This is a genomic window from Streptomyces sp. NPDC006879 (genome assembly GCF_042869595.1).
Taxonomy (GTDB): domain Bacteria; phylum Actinomycetota; class Actinomycetes; order Streptomycetales; family Streptomycetaceae; genus Streptomyces.
Genome location: NZ_JBIAGC010000001.1, coordinates 124,914 through 145,522 on the forward strand (window position 1 = coordinate 124,914; position 20,609 = coordinate 145,522).

Annotated in this window: 13 protein-coding genes and 1 pseudogene; 4 read left to right on the plus strand and 10 right to left on the minus strand. The window is 70.1% G+C overall.

Annotated elements, in window-relative coordinates:
• The first annotated feature begins 137 nt into the window (after positions 1-137).
• Together fxsT and ACFYMC_RS00590 are read left to right on the plus strand one after the other, a co-directional pair.
• On the plus strand, positions 138-3,821 hold the full coding sequence (fxsT, locus tag ACFYMC_RS00585) for an FxSxx-COOH system tetratricopeptide repeat protein (RefSeq protein ID WP_388516603.1): 3,684 nt from the start codon (positions 138-140) through the stop codon (positions 3,819-3,821).
• Between the two features lie 53 nt (positions 3,822-3,874).
• Positions 3,875-4,873 carry a hypothetical protein gene (locus ACFYMC_RS00590; protein ID WP_388516606.1) on the plus strand — a complete coding sequence of 333 codons (999 nt, stop codon included), beginning with the start codon at positions 3,875-3,877 and terminating at the stop codon, positions 4,871-4,873.
• On the opposite strand, the gene ACFYMC_RS00595 is transcribed toward ACFYMC_RS00590, so the two are convergent.
• The 5 genes from ACFYMC_RS00595 to ACFYMC_RS00615 form a co-directional block, all read right to left on the minus strand.
• Positions 4,851-7,157, minus strand: coding sequence for a hypothetical protein (locus tag ACFYMC_RS00595; RefSeq protein ID WP_388516608.1), 2,307 nt, complete (start codon positions 7,155-7,157; stop codon positions 4,851-4,853). The genes ACFYMC_RS00590 and ACFYMC_RS00595 overlap by 23 nt on opposite strands.
• A gap of 83 nt (positions 7,158-7,240) precedes the next feature.
• Entirely contained in the window at positions 7,241-8,350 is a 1,110-nt protein-coding gene (locus ACFYMC_RS00600; RefSeq protein WP_388516611.1) for a hypothetical protein, read from the minus strand.
• Complete coding sequence (locus ACFYMC_RS00605; RefSeq protein WP_388516613.1) at positions 8,347-9,228, minus strand: hypothetical protein; 882 nt, start codon at positions 9,226-9,228, stop codon at positions 8,347-8,349. Before ACFYMC_RS00605 ends, ACFYMC_RS00600 begins: the two co-directional genes overlap by 4 nt.
• 194 nt (positions 9,229-9,422) lie before the next feature.
• On the minus strand, positions 9,423-10,661 hold the full coding sequence (locus tag ACFYMC_RS00610; protein WP_388516616.1) for a cation:proton antiporter: 1,239 nt from the start codon (positions 10,659-10,661) through the stop codon (positions 9,423-9,425).
• Between the two features lie 405 nt (positions 10,662-11,066).
• The gene (locus ACFYMC_RS00615) at positions 11,067-12,230 is read right to left on the minus strand and encodes a glutamate--cysteine ligase (RefSeq protein ID WP_388516618.1); all 1,164 of its coding nucleotides are present in this window, start codon (positions 12,228-12,230) and stop codon (positions 11,067-11,069) included.
• Between the two features lie 364 nt (positions 12,231-12,594).
• Here ACFYMC_RS00615 and ACFYMC_RS00620 point away from each other — a divergent pair, with 364 nt between their 5' ends.
• Positions 12,595-13,818, plus strand: a complete 1,224-nt coding sequence (locus ACFYMC_RS00620) for an MFS transporter (protein ID WP_388517048.1) — start codon at positions 12,595-12,597, stop codon at positions 13,816-13,818.
• A gap of 46 nt (positions 13,819-13,864) precedes the next feature.
• On the opposite strand, the gene ACFYMC_RS00625 is transcribed toward ACFYMC_RS00620, so the two are convergent.
• Genes ACFYMC_RS00625 through ACFYMC_RS00635 form a run of 3 tightly spaced genes read right to left on the minus strand, consistent with a single transcriptional unit; the run spans position 13,865 to position 17,413 of the window.
• The gene (locus tag ACFYMC_RS00625; protein WP_388516621.1) at positions 13,865-15,271 is read right to left on the minus strand and encodes a carboxyl transferase domain-containing protein; all 1,407 of its coding nucleotides are present in this window, start codon (positions 15,269-15,271) and stop codon (positions 13,865-13,867) included.
• On the minus strand, positions 15,264-16,739 hold the full coding sequence (locus tag ACFYMC_RS00630) for an acyl-CoA synthetase (protein ID WP_388516624.1): 1,476 nt from the start codon (positions 16,737-16,739) through the stop codon (positions 15,264-15,266). The genes ACFYMC_RS00625 and ACFYMC_RS00630 overlap by 8 nt, the downstream gene beginning before the upstream one ends.
• A 17-nt stretch (positions 16,740-16,756) precedes the next feature.
• Positions 16,757-17,413, minus strand: coding sequence for a hypothetical protein (locus ACFYMC_RS00635; protein WP_388516625.1), 657 nt, complete (start codon positions 17,411-17,413; stop codon positions 16,757-16,759).
• A gap of 68 nt (positions 17,414-17,481) precedes the next feature.
• Between ACFYMC_RS00635 and ACFYMC_RS00640 the strand changes: the two are divergent.
• Positions 17,482-17,896 (plus strand): annotated as a pseudogene (locus tag ACFYMC_RS00640) (Lrp/AsnC family transcriptional regulator); the annotation flags it as partial.
• A gap of 48 nt (positions 17,897-17,944) precedes the next feature.
• On the opposite strand, the gene ACFYMC_RS00645 reads toward ACFYMC_RS00640, so the two are convergent.
• Together ACFYMC_RS00645 and ACFYMC_RS00650 are read right to left on the minus strand one after the other, a co-directional pair.
• Positions 17,945-19,522 carry a GAF domain-containing protein gene (locus ACFYMC_RS00645; protein ID WP_388516628.1) on the minus strand — a complete coding sequence of 526 codons (1,578 nt, stop codon included), beginning with the start codon at positions 19,520-19,522 and terminating at the stop codon, positions 17,945-17,947.
• The gene (locus tag ACFYMC_RS00650) at positions 19,519-20,556 is read right to left on the minus strand and encodes a rod shape-determining protein (RefSeq protein ID WP_388516630.1); all 1,038 of its coding nucleotides are present in this window, start codon (positions 20,554-20,556) and stop codon (positions 19,519-19,521) included. The genes ACFYMC_RS00645 and ACFYMC_RS00650 overlap by 4 nt, the downstream gene beginning before the upstream one ends.
• Between the last annotated feature and the right edge of the window lie 53 nt (positions 20,557-20,609).

Consider the following 20,609-nt stretch of genomic DNA (forward strand, 5'->3'; position numbering starts at 1 on the left):
GCCGGTCAGGCCCGATACCCTCACCCCCCGAACGTCCCTGTCTGCTCCCTTTTGGGCGGTCCTGAAGGGGCCGCTGCTGCACTGCGGTCCGTCGTACTGCCGCCCGTCCTTACTGCGCCGCGCCGAGCGGAGAGGTCATGCCAAACGCCAATCCCCTTGATCCGACAGGTCCGTTCAACATCTTTCTCGCGACCTCGGAGAACCTCGGTCTGAGCACCACGCTGCGCAATGTCGCGGACATCCTCGCCGAAGCCAATCGCAGCGTGCTGCTCGTGGACGCCCGCGCCGACGGGCCGGTCAGGGGCCCGGTTCCGCCACCCGAGCCCGGCCGAGTCCACGCCCACACCGCACCCGGCGCCGAGGCGCTGTCCGAGCTCACCGCCGACCGGGTCGCCGCGCGCTACGACCACGTCCTCATTGAAGCTCCGGTGCCGGACGCCCCCGATGCGGCTGAACCCTCCCGCTTGGCCGGACATGCGAGCGCTCTGGTCATCTGCTTCGCCATGACCGCCTGGTCCATCGACGGAGCAGCCGCACTCGCCGAGGACCTCACCGTCAACCGGACGGGCCGGCCCCTCCCGCTCCTCACCCTAGGGCTCAAGAGTGACGTCCGGGTGCACGACCGGCTCCGCGATGCGCGCGAACGGGTGCGCCGCCGGTTCGGCCCGCTCGCCTGGTCACTCGGGGGGGCGGACATCCCCTTCCTCGAAGTCCCCTACAACCCGCTGTACCAGGACAGCCGAAGTCTCGCGGTCGAGGCGGAGGGCGTCGGCACCGTCACCGGACTGCGTCCCTACTACGAGCGGCTCGCCGACTGGCTGCGCGCCCGCCGCACGGTAGGGCTCACCGGAGCCACGATCGTCCACTCCACCCGGCACGCACCCTGGGCCGCCTGGTTGTGTGACCAGCTCGCCGCCAAGGGCGTGCGCTCGCAGATCCGTCGGGCAGACACCTACTCGGGTGAACGCCCAGAGGGCGGTGCGGCGTTGCTCTTCCTGTCGCCCGATCCCGCCGACGACACGCTGCTCGCGCAGATCGGCGCGCTCTCCCACACCGACGTGCGCATCGTCCTGGTCGACGAGCCCTTCCCGAACGCCGAGGCCGCCCACCACGAACGGATCGACCTGCGCGGCACCACCGAGGAGGAGGCGCTGCGACTGCTCTACACCGGACTGGCTCTGGGTAGCGCTGAGCCTGATGCCTCCGCCACGGCACGGTTCCCGCGCCTGCCTGAAACGACCAACGTCACCCCGCGGGGCGGCGGTTACATCGACCGGGACGAGCTGCTCGCCGAACTCGGCGAGCAGCTGCTCACCGCCGGCCAGGACAGCGCCGCCCTGGTGGTACACGGGCCCAGTGGCTGGGGCAAGAGCGAGGCCGCCCACGAGTTCTGCCACCGCGACGGAGCTGGATACGACATCGTGTGGTGGGTGCGTTCCTGGGAGCGAGAGCGGGCCGAACGCGCCCTGTCCCGGCTCGCCGCGCGCCTGAACGGTCCACGCGACCAACTGGCCGCCGAGGACGACACCGTGAGTCATCTGCTGAGCCGTCTGTCGCGGCCCGAGGAAACCAGCAGCTGGCTCCTCGTCTACGACGGCGTGAGCGATCTCAATGACCTGCGCGGACTGTTGCCCGTACCGCACGAGAGGGGCCACGTGCTGATCACCAGCCGGGTCCCTCCCGAGTCGGAGGACGGACCCGGGCAGCCGTCCGCAACGCAATCCACGCTGCCGGGGCTGACTGGTCTGGCGATTCCCACCATGACCTTCCCGGAGAGCCGCACGCTGCTCGCCGACCGGGTCAACGAGATCACCGAGCACCAGGCACGGCAGGTCGGCAGCGTGACTGACTTCGTCCCACATGCGCTGCGCATCGCCGCGCACTGCCTGGCTGTGCGGGTCGCGGTGCACCTCCGCGACGACCATCTGGACAACGACACCGCGGTGCGCGTCGCCGTGGAGGACCTGCTGACGGAGTACCGGGTGGTGAAGACCGCGATGCTGCGCCACACCGAGGCGGTGTCCCCGGTCGCCGTGATGGTCCGGGTCGCCCGGCGGGTGGTGCAGTCCACACCGGGAGCCACCGCATGGCGTACCGAGAGCGCCGAGCCGGATGCGCTGGATTGGCTTCTCAAGGCGGCTTCCCTGCTCACCGGTCGAGGTATGGGTCTGGAGTTACTGCGCTCCCGGCGCATCCTGTCCGAGCTGGCCCGTGATGACGACGCCGTGCACTCGTTCGCCACCGGAGCCCACCGGCACCCCGACAGCGTGCAGTTGCCCGAAGAGGACATGGTGAGCGTCGCCCTCTGGGCTCTCGCCCAAGTCGGCCTCCTCGAAGTGGACTTCGACCGCGAAGACCAACCGCTGGCCCAGCACCACGGGTTGCGCGACCTGATCCGGGCTGAGATGGACCCCGCGACCCGGCGGCGCATCGAGTCGGTGCTGCGCGGCGCACTGGCCGAGTTCGCCCCGCAGGCGAACCAGGACCTCCCGGCTGACTGGGCGCGCGAGGTGTATTCCCTGCGCCTGTGGAAGGACCCCCGTCCGCGGGTTCGACGCTCGCTGCTGCGTCACGTCAACGCCCTCAGCCAGCGTGCCGAAGCGGCCGACCTCGACCGGGTCCTCGACATCGCGGCTCGGGCCGAACGTGAATGGCGCGTGGAGGGGGACGAGCAGAGCCCCGAGTACCTGCGGTTGCTCAACCTCACGGCCCGCGCCCATCGGCTGCGCGGCGAGTACAAGGACTCGCGCCGCCTCGCCCAGGACGCACTACGCGGCCACCGCAGGCTGCTCGGCATCACCCATCCTCGTACTCTGCTCTCCGCCGACTCCTACGCCGCGACCCTGCGGGCGCTCGGCCGTTTCGAGGACGCGTTGCTGGAGCTCAGGCCGGCCCAGGACGGGCTCGTGCTGCTGCTCGGCTGGAAGCACTCCGCCACCATCCAGGTGGAACACAACCTCGCCCTGACCGAAGCCCTCACCGGCCGGGTCGCCGACGCGCTCACCCGGATCCAGGAGCGCTTCCGCTACCGGCAGGCCGTCGGCGGCAAGGACGACCGGATCGCCTGGGAGTCCGCCGACCTCCTCGCCTACCTCCACCGCTGCACCGGTCGTGATGGTGAGGCAAGGGACCTGCTGCGCCAGTGGCTGCGCAGGCACACCGACACCTGGGACGTTACCCGGCTGAGGGCCGAGGTCGGTCTGGCCATCAGCGAGCGGCGCCTGGCCGACGGGTTCCCCGCGGTCAAGGACCCCAAGTACGGCTACGAACTGGCCCATGAACGAGACCTGCGGGCACTTCGGAACTACACCGAACGGTTTGGTCCCGATCGCTACGACACCTTGCGCTGTCAGTTCAGCTACGCCGCTGACCTGCATGTTCTTGGGAAGATCGAGGAGGCGGAGCTGCACGCACGGCAGTGCGGGGGCACCCTTGCGGGCCTTTTCGGAGCGGGCCACCCCTACACCGTGCTGTGCCAGGTGCGGCACGGCGTCTACCTGAGGGCGACGGGGGAGCTGCGGTTGGCGGAGGAAGTGGGCCGCAACGCCTTCAACGTCCTCGCGCACAAACTGGGGCAGGCCCATCCCTGGGTCGCCGCGGCAGAGAACTCGTTGGCCGCGACCGTCGCCGCCGACGGTCGCACCGAAGAGGCGATTGCGCTCGCCCGTGCCGCCCTCGTCCGGCTACGTGACCTGGGTGTCGTTCACCGCCCCGATGGCCGCCGCGTCAGGGCCCACCACGATCGACTCGCGGAGCTCGACTCCGAACGGCCCCCGCCGGCCTCCGGTTACGACATCGACCTGGAGCTGCCCGGTGTGTGACGTCGCGGCGGCGTCGGATGGTCCAGCGGTCCCTCACGGAAAGGTGAACACTCGTGGCAGCTCCCGCAACCCAGCAGATCGAAACGCTGAAGGAGTCCCACTGGACGGCCAGGCGGCACGGTCTGATCACCGAGCTGTGCGAGAGGGGGGTCACGATGACGCCCGCGATCCGTTCACTCTCTCACTACAGCAACGGGATCCTCGACTTCGCCGTCATCCGTGCCGAACGGGTCCCGCTCATCAGCCTGGTCACCGAATCCGATGACGAGCGGCGGGACGAGGCGCTGCCGGGGAGCCGGCTCCTGCTGTGCGCCCAGGACCTCGGTGCGGTCCTGAACCCGCTGGGTACCGGCGAGTTGATGCGTACGGTCGTCGCGAACGAGCGGGCCGGACTGTATGGGGCTCGGGCCACTCCAGGAGAGTTCGTCGCCGCGGCGACGGACATCCCCGGGGGTACTCCGGCGATGGACGAGGCCATGAACGCCCTCATCACCCGCATCCGGGACGAGGTGTACTCCCTGCCCGACGAGTTGCTCGGTGGTGATCGCAGCGCCCGCCCCGCAGCGAACGCGCGGGACGCCGGCGCCGTGGCCTCCGTCGAGTTCGGCACGGCCGCGGCCCAGGACCCCGACTACGAGCAGCGGCTCCGTGACCTGTGGCGGGCCCATGTGAACACCACGGACCTCCACTACGCGGGCTACTACCGGGACTGGACGCTCGTCTGTGTGGGCGATGTCTTCGAAAGCGACGCACTCGGACCGCGGTTCACCAACGTCAGCGTGCGCGCCCGGCGCACCGCCTACCGTGACCTTTCCCGAACCCTGCGTGGACATCTGGTCCGGCTCACCGACGCGCTCGGGCTGATCGTCTCCGCACCCGTGGACCGGCTGGTCCTCGACGTCCAGCAGGGGGCGGTGTGCGTCCTGTGGACCTCGCCTCGTGAGTTCCTACTCGGCGTCACCCTCGACCAAAGGCGGGTCGGTGAGGCCGAGCGCCGGTTGAGCGGGCTGGCGAGGGCCCTTGAGGGCGTCAGGCAACCGCCGCCCCGCTGAGGGTTCCCCACACCTCCGCTGCCAGCCCTTCCACCGTGCGCGCCGGTGTCAGGGCGTGTCGAGGGTCGGCTCCGCCCAGCAAGTGCACGGGTAGCACTTCGACCGAGTGCTCGTACTCCCGGCAGATGCGGCGCAGTTCGCCGAGCTGGTGCTCGCTCGGAGCTCCGGGAAGTGCCGTCCCGGCCCAAGCCGTGACGGCCTCGCGGAACTCTTCGGTCAGCTTGCTCACCATGGTGGCGCAGCCCAGGATGTTCAGATCCTGCGAGGTGGCCGCGGTGCCCCGGTTGGAGGTCCGGCCGACCACCCGGCGGGTCACCGTCTCCAGTACGGCGAAGGCATCGCGGAACCGGCGGTGGACGGGGCCTGGCAGTGGACCGGAGTCGAGACCCCCCTCAGCCACCAGGAAGTCGGTGTTCGTCCCGGGCGAGGTGGCGACTCGTCCGGGCTGGATCTCCCGCGCCAGCGCGGCGAGGCTCTGACGCATCTCGCTGACGAAGGCCGCGTGTTGATCGAGCAGCTCGCGGCGGACCCGCTCCCCGAGTCCGCTGGGATCGCCCTCTTCCCGCTGGCCCACCAGACGTCGTTCCAACTGGAGGAGTGCCTTGTGTACGCTCTGCGCGAAGCCGACTTGGTGGTGCACGAGGGGCCGGGATCCGATGGACCTTCCGAGCCGGTCCTGCATCGACTGCGACACCAGCCCGTTGACTACCAGCAGGATCTCGAACTGCCCCGGGCGAACGGCGCTGCGTAGCGCGTGGGCGTGGGCGGCGATCCGCTCGGCGTCGTCAGCCAGGAGCACGGATCGGGAGTAGACCACCGCGAGGAAGGAGTTCGGCGCCGGCGAGAGCCAGTACAGGACGTGCTCCGTGCTGCCCGGTGGGCGTGAGAGCCGGGCGGGCACCGGGTCCCGGGGGGCGATGCGTCGCTGCCCGAGGTCCAGCGCTTCGTGTACTTCCCTGAGGATCTGCCGGTAGGCCACCCGCTCGTGGAGTTCCCGTACGGCCCTGATCATCGTCGCCCCCGAGATCCGGTGTACCCGGCCGTCGCGGTCCTCACTCAACTGCCAGGCCTGGCGGCAGGTCTTGAGCACCACCCGGGGCACCCCCTCGGACAGTTCGTGCAGCAGCCGAAGTGACTCCTCCTCGAAGGGGCCGGTCGGCCGACGATCGGAGCCGTCCGCCCCGTCGACCGGTACCGCGTCGCCCACGGCCAGGTACTTCGCCACGAGCTCCCGGGTGCGTTCCTCGTCGAGGCCCGAGGCCCAGAGTTGGACCACCCGGTCGTGAGCGCTCGCCCGCAGTGCCTGCAAGCCTCTGGGCGAGGTGCAGAACACCAGGAGACCACCGTGACTCGTATAGATGTTGACGAGGCGCTCGAAGGCGTCCATGAACGTGCGGCGGGTCTCCTCCGGCCAGTCGAGCACCTTCTCCAGGGAGTCCAGCAGCAGTACGTAAGGGGTGCCGACCCGTCCGTGCAGGAAGCCCAACACCGCGAGGGCGTCGAAGACTCGGTCGATGCCGTCCGTGGTGCTGCGGCCCCGTGCGGGGGGCCCGATCGCCTCGGTGATGCCACGTTCACGCAACGGAACCTCGGGCTCCTCACCGCCCAGCCACTGCCACACCATGCGCCGGAAGGGCGGCTCCAGCAGCAGCGCGAGAGCAGTGGCGAACCTACGGTGCTCGGTGATCTCACCGAGAGTGCCGCGCAGACCGGCGTGGATCACCTCCGGGTCGTAGCGAAGGGCTGACACCACCTTGTCCGGGTCCAGCGATCGGTCCCGCAGGCCGGCCGCGATCTCCCGCAGGGTGTCCCGGCGAGGATCGTCCTCCTGTGCGCCGACCCAGCCGGCCGTGACGTACGCGTAGTAGTCCCGCACCAGTTCCTCGAACGCCTGACGGCCCTCAGCGGTGTCGCCGGGTCCGCGCAGCCGGTCGCGGTAGAGCCTGCCCATGTCCTGTGCCGGTTCGTCCACGGTCCACAGCGCGGCATCGTGGTACTGCGTGTTCACCAACTGGTAGGCCCGCCGCAAGGCATGGCTCTTGCCCAGGCCGAACTCGCCCACCAAAGCGATGGCCCGCCCTCGGCGGCCTCCCGCGGCGGGTGGGACGAAGTAGTCCGTGACCAGGGTTTCCAGGTCCGCGACGAGAGGGGTGCGGATATGGGCGTTGCCTGAGTCGGCTGCCCTTACCGTCGGGTCCCCGAGATCGGCCGACGGACCAAGGCGCACGACCGGGCTCAGCGGGAATGGGTTCTCGTGCCAGAGGTTTCCACGGTCTGTGGCCACGATCGCACTCCTCGTGTGTCCGGTTACGGCGTTGCGAGCGGCGGGCGGATGCGGGGAAAAGGGGGATGGCGGCCCGGCTCCGGTCAGGACCCGGGCCGGGGGCCGGGCGCTCGGCCCGGGGTGGCGGCGACACGCCCCAGGCTCGCGGGATCCACTCTGGGCACCACGAGGTCGTCGGCGGTGACCTGCAGTCCTGCCCCGGAGCCTCTTTGGCTCTCGGCGATCTGAAAGCACGCCTTGCGCAGTTCACGGACGTCGGAGCGGGTCCAGGTGTCCCCCACCTGGGTGGGGACGAAGGGGACTTCCACTGCCCGGTCGGGCAGCGGAGCCTCGGGGTCCGGGTGTTCGGCACGAACCGCCTGCGTGAACTTCACGGTGTCCTCCGGCGCGAGAGCGCTCAATGACAGATGGGTGACGGCGGGGTGCGGAAGCAACTCCGCGACCACCTCGCCCGCGGCCTGTGGATCCTGGTGGCTGACCTCCACGAAGAGTACGATCCGGCTCTTCGCGTGTCTCAGGCATGTCTTGAGAAACTTCGAGCGTACTTCGCCACCCGGGTCCCTCCAGTCGACATGGGGCACCGTCACGAACAGCATGCGGTTCTGCTCGGTAAGGAGCGCGCTGATCCCGATGAACGCCTTGTTCACGTCGTCTCCGGTGAGCGCGGCGGAGAGCGTGACATGGGGAAGTTCCAGGCTGAGGGTGTTGACTATCTTGTCGCGGATCGCGGAGTTGATCTGCTGCGTGTCGGCGAAGTCGCCCTTGTCGTCCCAGCTGATGTCGCTGCCGTGATTGACGTAGCCACCCGCCATCGCCACGATCGGCTGTGGTGGACGGATGGTGGAGGAAACCTGGTCCGCGTGGTCCATGAGACCGGTGAGGTATTCACGTGCCCGGTGGATGCAGTGGTGGATCAGGGACGTCTTGCCCATCCCGACCGGACCGGTCACCACGATCAGGTGCCCCCAGGCCACCCCCGGCAAAATCATCTCGGGCAGTTGACGCAGGCACTGATCGAACTGATCGAGCTGGTCCCGGCTGTGGTCCACGTCCACCCACTGGCGAGTGTGGCTCTGCTCCGCCCAGGGCACCAGGGGATGGTCGTCCTTCGGTGAGACCGTCAGGCCAGGGAGGTGGTGTCTGCTGCCGGGGACGAAGACCCCGAAGGGGTTGTCATCGACGGGCGTGCTCATGCGGCTCCTCCCGCCGCGCGCTGCGCCAGTTTGGTCCGAACGGTGAGCCAGAGCCAGTACAGGGAGGAGCGGTTCAGCTCCGAGATCTGACGCAGGCGGCGGTCGACCAAGGCACTGGCTCGCTCTGCTTCGCCGGCTCGCGCCTCGGGGCCGAGGAGCGCGCCTGCCTGGTTACCCGATAGGGCCCGGCCCAGGGGTAGTCCCTCGGCGACCTGCTGGGCCGCCGCCTGGCGTACCGACGGCCCGGGTGCCCGCGACAAAGTGGCCGCCAGTGTCTCTCGGGCCGTGCGTACTGCTCGGTGGTCGGTGTGCGGGTCCTGCTCGTACCTGGTCAGATACTCCCGCACCGCGGTCCGGTACACCTTCTCCTCCGCTCCCAACTGGCTCTTGAACAGACGTATCTCCGAGACCCGGCGTTCGGATTGTTGGCCGCCGAGAGTGAGCAGGGCGCCGGCTGCCAGCAGTGGAATCTCCTTGAGGAAGCCGGTGAACCAGTCGTCCTCTGCCGATCCGTCGGCCGTGGCGGTGGCGGGCGGTGGGGAATCGGCTGCCATCAGTGCTTCGCAGGCACGGCCGAAGTCCTCAACCCGCCGTGCGGCCCACGTCTCCAAGGCCATGTGCCCCCCGGACCGTAGATGGACCGCAGCACCCGGGTCGGCGGCACTGTCCGGGCGCAGCAACATCAGGCGCACCGCAGCCGCTACGAGGTCCCCCCGGTGCGCGGAGTCCAGGCAGTACACCAACTGGATGTCCCTTGAACCGGAGGAGGTGGAGTCCGCGAACGTCGGGTAAGTGCCGGCAGTCAGCAGCGCGAGCGCGGCGCCAGCGGTCGCGAGGGCAGGGCGGCCACGTGCTCGACGACCGCGGAGTCCCGGCAAGGGCGGCCGGGCCCTGTGCCCAGCCCGGGTGCTGGGTGGGCGCCCGCCCGGTCGCCCGACTCCGCGAGGAACGTGTCCCGTTGCCTGCCTCATACGCCTCTCCCCGTCCGGTCACCACGGTGTGCCGGTGATTCGTATGTTGGTACAACTGCGTTCCCTTCGGGTCCCGTTCCCGACGATTGCCCGCCGCTCCGTCACCTACGGGCCGTCGAGCGTTCGTCGGCGCCCTCCTCCTCGACGCTCTGCTGCCCCGGGGTGCGCTGGCCCCATCGGGAGCGGATCGCGCCGATGCGGGGCATGCGGACCCTGGGGCCGGCGGGTCGTCGCAGACGTAATGGGTGGGCCAGGAAGGCCTGTGAGACCCCGTGCAGCACGTTGACGGTGACGATGGCGGGGCCGACGGTGGCGATGGTGGCGGGGAAGTCGCGTTCCAGGGTGAGGGCGATCAGCACGGCGGTGATGCCGTTCTGCTGACCGAACCCGAGCGCGACGCGGTCGCTGCGATCAAGCCCTCTGACGAACAGGGGCATCACGGCGAAGGCCACCACCATCTGAGAACCGAAGGCGGCCACCCCCAGCACCAACCCCGGCCACCAGGCGACGCCTTGTGCCAGGAGAAGGCCGAGGGCCAGGAAGGCCGCGATGAAGGCTCCTGCCACCGCCCGGTCGAGCGCCCTGCCCAAGGCTCTGGAACGAACGACGAGGCCGGCCAGTGCCACGGCCAGCATCAGTTGGTGTGCCGCAGCGAGCAACAGCATCGCCAGAACCACCAGCACCGCGACCACCCCCTTCGCCCGTTGCGTCGAAGGGGTCTCGGGCACCCGGGCCGCGAGCCGTCGCCCGAGCCACCACAGTGGGAGCAGGCACACCAGGAGCAGGGCGCTGAGGGCGAGGCCGGTCAGTTGACCGCCCGTGGCCGTGGGGGAGCCGCTGTGACCCGCCGCCGTGTAGGCGTATCCAGCCAGGTACAGCGTCAGCAGCACGGTCATGGGGTCGTCGAAGCTGGCCCACGCCTCCAGGAGTGATCGGGCGCGCTGAGACATCCGACCGCTCTTGCCGAGGGCGGCCACCGAGAGCGGGTCGATCTGGGCCACCGCGAGACCGAGCACGAGGGCCTCGGGTCTTTGGAAGACGGCCATCATCGTGCCGGCGATCATTGCCGCCTTCAGGACCACACCCAGGGTGACGGCCGCCACCACACCCCTGAGGTCGGCGCGCAGCGCCTTGAGATCGATCCCGTAGGTGCTCCCGTACAGGCCGATGGCGAGCAACAGGGCTGCCCCGAACACGTATCCGCTTGTTTCGACAAGGGCTGAGGTGTCCACCACAAGGCCGAGGAGTACGCCGATGGCCAGCGCGAGGTAGCCGCCCAGGAGCAAGCCGGGAACAGCACCGGTCAGCTGTTTCAGACGCGCACGCCTCGGTCTCAACACGGCTTTTCCCCCTCCGTTCCGGGCCCGCACGTGTACCGGCACGGCCGGGTGCTGCCTGCGCACGCCGCGGCCACCGCGCGCTCTTCGCCGTGGGGCAGGAGAATCGTAGGGTCCCCCAGGTGCGGCCGGAAGCCGGACACCTGCCCCTTGTGGCCAGGTTGACGACTCCTTCGAGCGTACGGCGCCATGAGGCGGCGGCGCCGCAGTTGCCCGCCCTTCCTAGACGATGCCCGGCCCGCTGTGCGAACGAACCCGCAAGCCATCCCATCTGGTGGCGTTACCCGTCCACCCGGGTGGGACTTGGACACCCCGCCCGGGTGGGTGGTGTCACCGGGAAGTGGGCCGGGCGACGCCCCCGCCGACCGGTGACATCCGGCGGGAGCGCCTGGTCGGGGGCGGACCGGGTCAGCCCGCGGTGGGCAGTGCGGTGGCCCCTTCCGTCTCGTCCGCCAGATGGCGCATGACGTCGGTCAACTGGCCGCGCCGTTGGAAGACCGCGCGCTGGCGGTGGGCCCCTGACCCGTCGCGCAGCAGCACGGTGAGCGCACTACCGGCTTCGTCGAGGTCGCCCGTGGCTGCGAGCTCCGGGGCCAGCAGGTCCAGCAGGTTCTCCGCGAGTACGGCCGCCGGGACCTCCGCCCCGCTGAAGGGGTCGAGGCCGAAGCCTTCCAACCCGTCGTGTGCCGCACGCCATCGAGCCAGCCGGAGTACGTCTTCCCGCACCAACGGAGTGGGTAGGTCCTCAGCCAGTTCGCGTAGCGCGGTCGCCACCAGTGCCCGACCCAGGGTGGCCTGGAGTACGGCCGAATCGACGCTTGCGGACATGTCGAGCGCCCGGATTTCCAGGGTGGGCCAACGCTCGGAGGGGCGAAGGTCCCAGTAGACCATCTTGGTGTCCAGGGAGGCCCCGGAGTCGAGGAGGGTCCGCACGCAACGCCGGTAGTGCGTCGTGGAGCGGAAGTGCGGGGGCAGGCCGGCTGATGGCCAGGCCGACCAGGCGAGCGTCCGCCAGCTGGCATGGCCGGTGTCTCGACCGTCCCAGAAGGGTGAGTTGGCGCCGAGGGCGATCAGCGTGGGGATCCAAGGGCGTATCCGGTTGGCTGCGCGGACGGCGGTGTCCACATCGAGGGTCCCGACGTGGATGTGGCGCCCACAGCTGATCAGGCTGTCCGTCAGTGCCCCGTAACGGCGCAGCTGTTCACGCTGGCGGGGTTCGTCGTCGCACAGATGGAGCGGCTCCTGCAGCGTCATGACCGGTGAGGGGCTTGCCACCAGTCGACAGCCGTTGGCGCTGGCCGCCTCGACGAGTTCACGTCGTAGGGCAAGCAGTTCCTTGCGCAGCTGTGCCGCGGTGTCGACCACCGCGGTGGAGACCTCCAACTGGTAGCGGGTGGCCTCGCCGTGCAGCGTGGGCCGTTCCCCGCCGGAGGCGGCGAGCACTTGCGGCGCTGCCGGGAACAACTGCCAGGTGCGTGCGTCGACGAGGACGAACTCCTCCTCCACACCGAGGGTGAGCCCGAAGGGCCGTGACAAGCCGGGGCGGATGGTGCTCTTGCCAGGTTCGATCACTACTGGCCTCCCTGGACATACGAGTCTTTTCATCATGAGCCGAACGAGGTGGGCATGCGCGTGCCGATTCGGTCATTTGTGCGGGTGATCGCCGTCGTGGTTTCAGCCTGCGGGGGCTCGGTCCTCGTGAAGGGACCCGCCAGCGGAGCGCAGCCGACGGTGACGTGCAGCGCGCTTCGAGGCGGTGCGACCGGAGCCTCGAAGAGGTGGTCTGCATCGCTGCGTGCCACGGGTTCGGCATGCGCGTTCAGCGGCAGCCGTTGGAGCCCGTGAGCCTTCCCGGATAACATTCCGGGTGCCTCATACAACCTCCTCGCGCCGACGGTCAGGGCGAGGCCCGGCCGAGCCCGCCGGACACCGCCGGATATTCGCCGACCTGACGCCGCTGCGCACCTCCCCGGACTACCGAAGGCTGTGGTTGGGGCAGACCATCTCCTGGATCGGGCAGGCCATGACCGCCCTGGCGGTCTCGCTCCAGGTCTACGACATCACCGGCTCCAGCTTCTCGGTGGGTCTCGTCGGACTCTTCTCCCTCGTGCCGCTGATCGTCTTCGGCCTCTACGGCGGCGCCGTCGCCGACACCATCGACCGGCGGGCACTGGGGTTGGCCAGCTCGACCGGTGCGGCTCTGCTCTCGATCACCCTCGCCGCGGCGGCGCTTGCCGACTACCACCGCGTGTGGCTGCTCTACGCGGTGGTCGCCCTCCAGGCGGCCTGCCAGGCGTTGAACTCCCCCGCCCGCTCGGCGATGATTCCGCGGCTGCTTCCGGCCGACCAACTTCCCGCGGCCAACGCCCTTTCCTCGGTGACCACCACCTCGGGCTTCATGTTCGGACCGATGCTCGGGGGGCTGATCGTGGGGTGGTGGGGGTATCAGGCCGCCTATCTGATCGATGCCCTCGCCTTCAGCACGGCCCTATACGCCATGTGGCGACTGCCCGCGATGCGGCCGGAGCGTGACGGTGACAAGCGGGGGCGGGCTTCGGTGCTGGACGGGCTGCGCTTCCTCGGTAGCCGTCCCAACGTCCGTATGACCTTCTTCTGCGACCTGTGCGCCATGGTGCTCGCCCAACCGCGCGCCCTCTTCCCCGCGATCGCCGGTCTCTGGTTCGCAGGCGATGCCAAGACGGTCGGCCTGCTCGTCGCGGCGCCCGCCGTCGGCGCGCTCGCCGGCGGGGTGTTCTCCGGGTGGCAGGGCCGCATCAGGCGACACGGCTTGGCGATCTTGCTGTCGGTGGCGATGTGGGGGCTCGCCATCGCCACCTTCGGAGTGACCCGGAACCTGTGGCTCGGGTTGGTGTTCCTCGCGCTCGCGGGTGCCTGTGACACGGTCTCCATGGTATTCCGGAGCACCATGCTCCAGGTGGCGACGCCCGACGAGATGAGAGGGCGGCTCCAAGGCGTCTTCATCGTCGTGGTCGCCGGCGGACCGAGGCTTGGCGACTTCCTGGCGGGATCCGCGGCCGAATTGGCCTCGCCAGCCGTTGCGATCACCGGCGGCGGGCTGTCCTGCGCCCTCGCCGTGGGCCTGCTCGCCCTGCGCTGGCGCGGCTTCGCAGGCTACGACGCACGCGATCCCCGGCCCTGAAGCCACGACCGGGCGAAGAGCGCCTGCGCCCACCTCCCCCGCTGCGTCAACTCGGCGGCGTGGTCCGAGCCGGCTGCGGATGTCCCACCACTGCCCGGGCGAGGCCGAGTTCCACCAGATCCTGCGGGCGCAGGCGCAACTGGTCGGCGGTCTGGGGCGCTTGGCCCGCCGGGCGTTTGAGGATCGCCGCTGCCAGCTCGGGGGCGATCACGGAGAAGTAGCTGTCCGCGGTGACATACGTGTTGCCGGGGGCGGCGAGTGCCAGCGCACCGCCCGAACCGCCCTCACCGATAAGCAGGGTGGTCACCGGTACCCGGACCGAAGCGATGGCGGCGAAGGCGTCGGCGATCGCCGCACCAGCACCCGCGTGCTCGGCTTGTGCGTCATTGGCCGCGCCCGGGGTGTCGATCAAGGTCAGCACGGGCATGCCAAGCCGATCGGCTAGGCGGATGAGTCGGGCGGCGGTGCGGTATCCGGCCGGCCGGGTGGCCGTGCCGCACTGGGCGGCGTAGGCGATCGTGCGCCCATGGCGGAGTCCGAACCCGCACAGCACGCCGGGATCGTGGCTACCGACGCGGTCGCCCCGGATCGCGAGGCGCAGATCGAAGTAGGCGTCGAGGTAGGCCCCGGCGCGCGGTCGCCTTGGGCTGCGCGCCTGTTGGACGGCGTCCCAGCCGGTGATCGGCAACGCGGTCCGGGCCAGGGCGCCCGGTGGTTCTGCCGGTGCGAGCTGCTCCTTGGGTACCTCGGCGGCCCCCGCTGCCGGAGCCAGCAACCGGACCCATTCGCCCAGCGTCTTGGCCAGCTCGCCGGGGTCAACGACCGCATCCACATGGCCGGTGGCCAGCTGACTCTCGGCCGTGTAGGCGGCCGGGTCGGCGTTCTCGGGCCGAACCCTGGAACCCGCGAAGCCCACCTGGGCACCGGGCAGTGCTAGGACCACATCGGCCCCAGCACCGAGGGTGGCCCATCCGCCACCGGTCGTCGGATCGCGCAGTACGGCCAGTTGCGGCAGACCTGCTGCTTGGGTCAGCGCTGACTGGTGGGCCACTCGCTGGAGTTGGGTGAGGGCCAGCATGCCCTCTTGCATCCGTGAACCCCCGGTGGCGATGAGCGAGACCAACGGGAGTCGACGCGAACGGGCTTGGGTGTAGGCGGCCTCAAGACGGTCCCCGGTTCGCTCGCCCAGCGATCCGCCGAGGAAGCCGAACTCGAAGGAGACCAGCATCGCCGGGCGTCCGGCGATGCGCGCCGTCCCGCACACCACCGACTCGTCCTCGCCGGTGCGTTCACGGGCGCGGGCCCGGGAGCCGTCGTAGCCCGACCAGGAGAGGGGGCCGTCCGGGGCGCCGGGTCGTGTCGGGACGCTCAGTTCGCTGAAACTGCCTGCGTCGGCGACCGCGGCGAGCACCGCGCGGGCTGATTGGCGTGTGGTCGGCTTCCGCTCAGGCATGGAGGTCCCGCTTCATGATCTTGCCGAGGTCGTTTCGGGGGAGAGATGCCCGGAAGTGGATCTGACGGGGCCGCTTGTGCGGTGCCAGCTGATCGGCGACATGGTTCATCAGCTCGGTGGCGGCCGGTGGGGCGTCGACATGCGCCGGCACCACCCAGGCGACGATCCTTTCGCCGAGATCGGGATCCGGCTCACCGGTCACGGCCGCCTCACGGACCTCCGGATGGTCGAGCAGGGCGTTCTCGATCTCACCCGCCCCGATCTTGTACCCGCCGCTCTTGATCAAATCGGTGGCCTTGCGGCCGACGATGCGGATGTGGCCCCCGGTCTCTCGTACCGCCATGTCGCCGGTGCGGAACCAGCCGTCCTCAGCGAAGGCCGCCGCGGTCGCCTCCGGTCGGTTCAGGTAGCCGGAGAAGAGGGAGGGCCCACGGACCTGGATCTCTCCGATGCTCTGCCCGTCGGACGTATCGAGTTCGACGCCCGACTCGTCCACCAACCGCAGCTCCACGCCGGGGAGTGGGACGCCGACCGTGCCGGGGCGTGGGGTGTGCCCCTGTGCACGCACGCTCGTGTTCATCAGCGTTTCGGTCATCCCGTACCGTTCGATCACTGGACGGCCGGTGGCCTCGGTCAGTCTGCGGTGATCCGCCAGTGGGAGCGCGGCGGATCCCGACACCAACAACCGGGCCCGTGCCAGAGCCCTGGCCAACTCGGGTTCTGCGGTGACGGCCTGTGCCAGCCTGTGGTACATCGTGGGGACGCCGAAGAACATCGTGGCGCCCTCGTCGAGTGCGCGGCCCACCCCTGCCGGGGTGAACTGGACCAGGTGTCGCACCGATCCGCCCCGGCGCAGCGGGCCCAGGACGCCGAGGATCAGTCCGTGGACGTGGAAGAGCGGAAGCGCCTGTACCACCGTGTCCCGTGAGGTCCACTGCCAGGCGTCCTGCAACGAGTCCAGGGTCGCTGCCAGGGCGCGTCGCGGGAGGACGGCGCCCTTGGGTGGACCGGTGGTGCCGGAGGTGTAGACGATCAAGGCTGCTGACTCGGGGGGCGGCTCAGCGGGCGGACTGGCCGCCGGGTCGGGTCCCGCCGCCCGAACAGGCACGTCGACGCGGGCCAGGGCCTGCAACCGGGGCGGGAGCTCCACGTCGGTGGCGGCCAGCACCAACGAGGGCGCGCTGTCGTCGAGAATGTGCGCCAACTCGCGTTCGCCGGTCTTCGGGTTCAGCGGGATGGGGGGAACCCCTGCCAGGAGCGCTCCGGTGACGGCGAGGGCGGTCTCCAAGGAGGGTGTGGCCCACACCGCGACCCGTCCTGCCCCCTGCACGCGGTGGGCGAGCGCTCCGGCGGACGCGCCCAGTTCGCGGTACGTCAGCATCCGGTCGCCGAAGCGCAGGGCCGGGCGGTCGGCGGCAGGGCCGGTCTCGCTCAGCGCGGGCAGTAGCACGGGGAAGTCAGTAGCCACGGCCGTACCCTACGGGTTCAGGGGAACGGTAGGGCGATCTTCACGGCGTAGAGGGCGACCAGCCCGTAGCCGACCCGGAAGGTCCAGGCGCGTGCCGTGGGCGAAATCCTGCTACCCGCGAACGAGCCGGCGGCCACCAGCAGTTGCTGCCAGGCCAGCGAGGCCAGGAACACCGCGGTGACGAACAGCACACCAGCCGCACCGCTTCCCAGACGGGCACCTTGTGCGGTGGTGAGCGCTGCGAAGTACAGGGCGGTGGTGGGGTTGATGGCGGTGAGCCCGAGGTAGCGGAGGAAAACCCGGGCGGAGGGTTCGGCTCCCTCTCGGGCGGTCGGCGTCCGCCGCCGGTCGGTGAGAGTGACCACCGGATCCGCCAGTTCCGAGCCACGCGAGGCCCACAGTCCGTGGCAGGCGATGGCCCCCAGGACCAACGCGGCCAACAGCCGCACCCATGCCTCGATGCCGGTCAGGACGGCCGCCACGAGTGGGCCCACCGCGGTGGCCAGTGCCGCGTAGCCGAGATCGGCCACGGCCACGGCGGTGGCTGCGGCGACCGCCCGACGACGCGAACGCATGCTCTCCTGGACGAGGAGCACCCCCATGGCACCCAGCGGCATCGCCACTCCCAGCCCTGCCACGGTCCCTGCCAGTGCAGTCGTCGCCATCTCGTGCATGGCGTCACTTTCCGGGTCCTGAGTGCTCAGCGCAGCCGAATATCGGTGACCACTGCGACAATCGCGGTATGGACCGCCTCGACCGGGAAATCCTCAGCATCCTCCGTGAGGACGCCCGGATCTCCTACCGGGACCTGGGCGTGCGGGTCGGCCTCAGCGCCAACGCCGCCGCCGACCGGGTCCGCAGGCGCCGTGCGGGCGTCATCCGAGCTTTCACGTCCTGACCGACCCGGCAGCTGAAGCCGGCGGGGCCGGTCTGCTGGTCTTCGTCGATGTCACGCTGCGCCCGGGCATCACGGGGGAAGAGTTCGAAAGGGCGGTGCTGCGGCTGCCCGGCATCACCGAGGTCGTGCACGTCACCGGTGAGCACGACTATCTGGTGCGCGCGGGTCGCCGACCCCGCGGTGCTCGACGCAACTCCGCGTCGCCTCAAGAGCGACGCGGGGGTTTGCGCACTCGCACACCCGCCTCGCCCTGCGTTCCGTCAGCCACGGCCGCCCCGACTGGGCCCGGGGGGTCTCTCGTGGCCGCTCACGGCTTTCCGTACCAGTTCACCGCCGTGCCGCGTCCACCGTCCTCGCGTCGGCCGTCGTCGGAAACCCTCAGATGCACCGCTGGTGTTCCGTCCGGCACTTGGGCTTCCGCGTCCACCAGGACGTCGATCGAGGTGACACCGGTGCGTCGGTACGCCGCGGCCAGGGCTCCCCGCAACGCGCCGAGCAGGCCATCGGCCACCGGGCCGGCGAGCAGCGTGTCCACCGCGCCACGGAAGCGCACCGAGGGTTGGAAGCCCAGCAGGACCCCCGCGCCGCCGGTTTCTCTCAGCACGCGCCCCCGGAAGGTCGTGGGGGCGTCCCCGGGCGGTTGCTGGAGCGCGAAGATCGCCGTACGGACCTCCTGGATCGTCGAGTCCAGCTCGTCGACGGCGCGGCCCAGTTCCTCCTCCACGCAGTCCTTCACGGGCGCCGATGCGGACTTACGCCGGGTGGCGTCGAGCATCATCTCCGTTGCGAAGAGCCGCTGCACCACCAGATCGTGGAGGTCACGGGCGATCCGGTCGCGGTCCTCGTAGACCGCCAACTGCTCCCGGTCCTGTCGTGCATCGGCCAGCACCAGTGCCAGGGCGGCCTGGGAGGCGAACTGGGAGGCCAGCAGGCGGTCCACCGCGTCATAGGGGGTGCCGCTGCGTTCCCGGGGCAGGGCGAGCGTGCCGATGAGCTTGCCGCCGCTCTGTAGGGGCAGCAACATGCTGGGGCCGAAGCGCTTGCGCACGTGCGTGGTCATCCGCGGGTCCGTGGCCGAATCCTCGACGAAGACCGGTTCACCGCCGAGGAGCTGTTCCAGCACCGGGCTACCGGCGGCGATCACTGTGCCGATCAGATCCCCGGGATCGGCCTGAGTGGAAGCGGCGACGATCTCCATGCCGCCGTCAGTGGTGGGCTGGAGCACCACCCCGGCTGCCGCGTCGGCGAGTAGTCGGGCCTGCTCGGCCACGCACATCAAGGCGTCGGCGGCCGGGCGTCCGGTCAACAGGGTGGTGGTGACGGCCGCCGCTCCTTCGATCCAGCGCTCGCGGCGGCGCGCCGTCTCGTACAGCCGGGCGTTGCCGATGGCTATACCGGCCTGCGAGGCGAGGACGCGCAGCAGCGCCAGATCGTCCTCGCAGAAGCTGCCGGTGCGCTTGTCCGTCAGGTAGAGAGCACCGAAGACCTCGGAGTGCACCCGGATCGGTACCCCCAGGAAGCCGTGCAGCGAGGGGCGGTCGGACGGCAACCCGACCGAGCTGGGATCGATGGACAGGTCGGCCAGGACCATGGGCCGGGACTCGTTGAGGAGCGCCCCCAACAGGCCAGTGCGCCCATCGGGCAGTGTGGGCATCTCAGCGCGTTCCTCCTCGCTCAGCCCGGAGGCGAACAGCGAGGTGAGCCGGATGCGCTCGGGGTCGACGACGGCCAGGGCGCCGAACTCAGCCCGGGTCAGCTCGGCCGCAGAGTCGACGATGTGTTGGAGCGTGGAGCGTAGTTCGAGGTCCGAACCCACGCTGAGGACTGCCTCCAGCAGCATCGGCAGCCGGGGTGCGTCTTCGTCGTACTCCGCGGGCCGGTTCATTCGGACAAGGGTGCCAGGACCATGGGGCTGATCTTCCCTTCCAGCATCGCACCGAGACCGAGCACGGCGCACACGTCCGGTCGCTCCGCGATGTGCACGGGCATCCCGGTGCGCTCACGCAGCATCTGGTCCAGCCCGGGCAGGAGGGCGCTGCCACCCACCATCATGATCCCCTTGTCGGTGAGGTCGGCCACCAGGTCGGGCGGGCAGGTCCGCAGCACTTTGCCGATCCCGTCCAGGACGGCCATCAGCGGGGTGTGGATGGCGTCACGCACCGCGGCGGTGTCCACGTGCACGGAGCGGGCGAGGCCGGTTGCCACGTCCCGGCCGTGGATCAAGGTCGAGGCCGGCCCCTGGGCGGTGAGTCCGTTGCCGTGCAGCGCCAACTGGAGGGGGCGTACCGCCTGGCTGGGGAGCATCAGCTCGTGCTGGTGGCGCAGGTGCTGGACCACGGCGTGATCGACCGCCTCACCCCCGACCGGAACGCGCTCGGCCGTGACGATCGAACCGAGCGAAAGTACCGCGACCTGCGTGGCGGCAGCCCCGCACACCATGATCATCGTCGCGGTCGGCTGCTCCACGGGCAACCCACAGCCCACCGCTGCGGCGATCAAGGTGTCAACCAGCTCCACCCGACGCGCACCAAGACCGACCATCGTCTCCACGGTGGCCCGCTGAGCCAGCGGGCCGGCGTCGTGTGGAGTACAGGCGGCGGCCCGCAGCCGAGGCTTGCGGCGCAGTGCTCGGCGTAGCTTCTCGCCCAGCAGATGGCGCAGCATCCGCTGGGCCATCTCGATGTCGACCACGGTGCCGCCGGAGACCGGGCGCATCACCCGGATGTAGTCCGGGGTACGGCCGGTCATGCGCTCGGCGAAGCTGCCCACGGCGATCAGGGCCCCGGTGCGGGTGTTCACCGCCGCGACGCTCGGCTCGTCCACAACCAGCCCCGTACCCTTCACGAAAACACGGGTGCGGGCTGCTCCCAGGTCGACGGCGACGTGGCAGCGGCGCAACTGCTCAAGACTGACGGTCACGGCAGATCCTCCCGGTGGCGCTGGCTGGGCGACCCGGCGGATGCCGGTCACTT